2 protein-coding genes are annotated in these 1863 nt (G+C 32.3%); both read left to right on the plus strand.

Annotated elements, in window-relative coordinates; genetic code table 11:
* Positions 1 to 68 precede the first annotated feature (68 nt).
* The gene (locus CDZ78_RS19960) at positions 69 to 557 is read left to right on the plus strand and encodes a TIR domain-containing protein (RefSeq protein WP_244559308.1); all 489 of its coding nucleotides are present in this window, start codon (positions 69 to 71) and stop codon (positions 555 to 557) included.
* 86 nt (positions 558 to 643) lie between these two features.
* On the plus strand, positions 644 to 1863 hold a 1220-nt coding region (locus tag CDZ78_RS19965; protein ID WP_244559309.1), incomplete at its 3' end, for a TRAFs-binding domain-containing protein.

Raw genomic sequence — 1863 nt, forward strand, 5'->3', positions numbered from 1 at the left:
TTCCTGCTTATAAGCAGTTTATGGCTTTAGCAGGATAGTTATGTCTGAAGGCCAGGAGGTCTGAGCTTTTGATAATTATTGCGACAGAACCAGTTTTTTCTCTCAATTATTTTGGCGAAGGTATTGCACTAAAAAAAGGGGTTAAAATGCCGAATTTAAAAAATAGAATGATTTTTATTAGCCATGCTTGGGAATACAATGAACACTACTATAAAGTCGTGAATTGGTTAAAGGATGCAGCCAATTTATCTTGGAGTAATTGTAGCATCACTACTACTAATGCATTGCCTGATAAGACGCGTAAAGGTCTAAAAGAAGGGATGACTCGACAAATAAACCCTTCTCAAGTCGTATTGATACTTGGTGGAATGTATTCTGCTCATAGTGATTGGATTGAATATGAAATCAATGAAGCGAAGCGTTTAAATAAAACCATTATTGCTATAAAACCGTGGGGGCAACAGAGAATTCCTCAGATTGTACGAGATGCATCTGTTTGTGAACCTGTAGGGTGGAATTCTGCAAGTGTTATACAAGCAATCAGAGATTACACCTAAAAAGTGAAATCCTATAATTAAAATAGCCAACACCTAACTTACAGATTAGTGTTGGCTATTTACTTTATATCAATAAGGAATCATGAGTGAACTCAACTTTTAGTAAATCAAAAATTTGCTTTGTAATTATGGGGTTTGGGAAAAAAACTGATCTAGATCTTGGTATTACTTACGATTTAGATAAAACATATAAAAATATAATTCGACCTGCTGTTGAAAAAGCAGGGTTTGAATGTGTAAGATCTGATGAAATAAAAGATTCAGGTCTTATTGATAAGAGTATGTATGCCTTATTAATGCAAGCTGAATTAGTAGTTGCTGATATTACTACATTTAATCCTAACGCAATTTATGAGCTTGGTATACGTCATGGTGTTAGACCTCATTCAACTATAATTTTGAAAGAAAAAAATGGAAAGATACCATTTGATTTAGATCATACTAGAATGTGTATGTATTCTCATTTAGGAGAAGATATTGGTGTAGATGAAGCGGAACGTTGCAAAACCTACCTTACAGACTTGATTCATAAGGTTACAGAACAAGAACAGATAGATAGCCCATTGTATGAATTTATTAATGAAATTAGCCCTCCAATTCTTCCTGAATCTGAATATGTAAAATTAATTGATGATCTAGCAGATAGAGAGAAGGTTCTTTTTGCATTAGTAGAAAAAGCAAAATCAGAAATGAAAAAAGAAAATTTCGAGCAGGCAAGCAAATTATGGGAGAAGATTAGTGATAAAACTCCATCTGAGCCATACTTTATTCAGCAGTGGGCTTTGTGTAAGTATAAAAGTAACACCGAAGATGTAGTAAACTTAACCGATTCACTATCTATTATAGAAAAACTCATTACTGATGACCAAAATACGAATGACCCTGAGACTCTAGGTATACGTGGTGCTATTTATAAGAATATTTGGTGGTTAACGAAAGATCTATCAATACTTGAACGGGCAATAGAATGCTATGGTAAATGTTTTAAAATAACTAATAATTATTACAATGGTGAAAACTATTCTTTTTGTTTAGATGAGAAATCAAAAAATATTGAAGATGCAAATGAAATTATTTATTGTAAAATTGAAGCAGAAAAAACCAGAAAACAAATAATAAAAGATTTGAGAGATCTAGTTGAGTTAGGCGATTTTGAAAATAGATTAGATAAGAAATGGATATATGCTTCACTTTCAAATTGTTGCTTAGCAGTAGGTCTTGAAGAAGATGCAACAAAATATGAAACCGATTTTCTATCTCAAAAACCTTTGGAATGGGAAATTAAGACCTTTGAAAAATCAAAAAA

Source organism: Bathymodiolus platifrons methanotrophic gill symbiont (genome assembly GCF_002189065.1).
Classification (GTDB): domain Bacteria; phylum Pseudomonadota; class Gammaproteobacteria; order Methylococcales; family Methylomonadaceae; genus Methyloprofundus.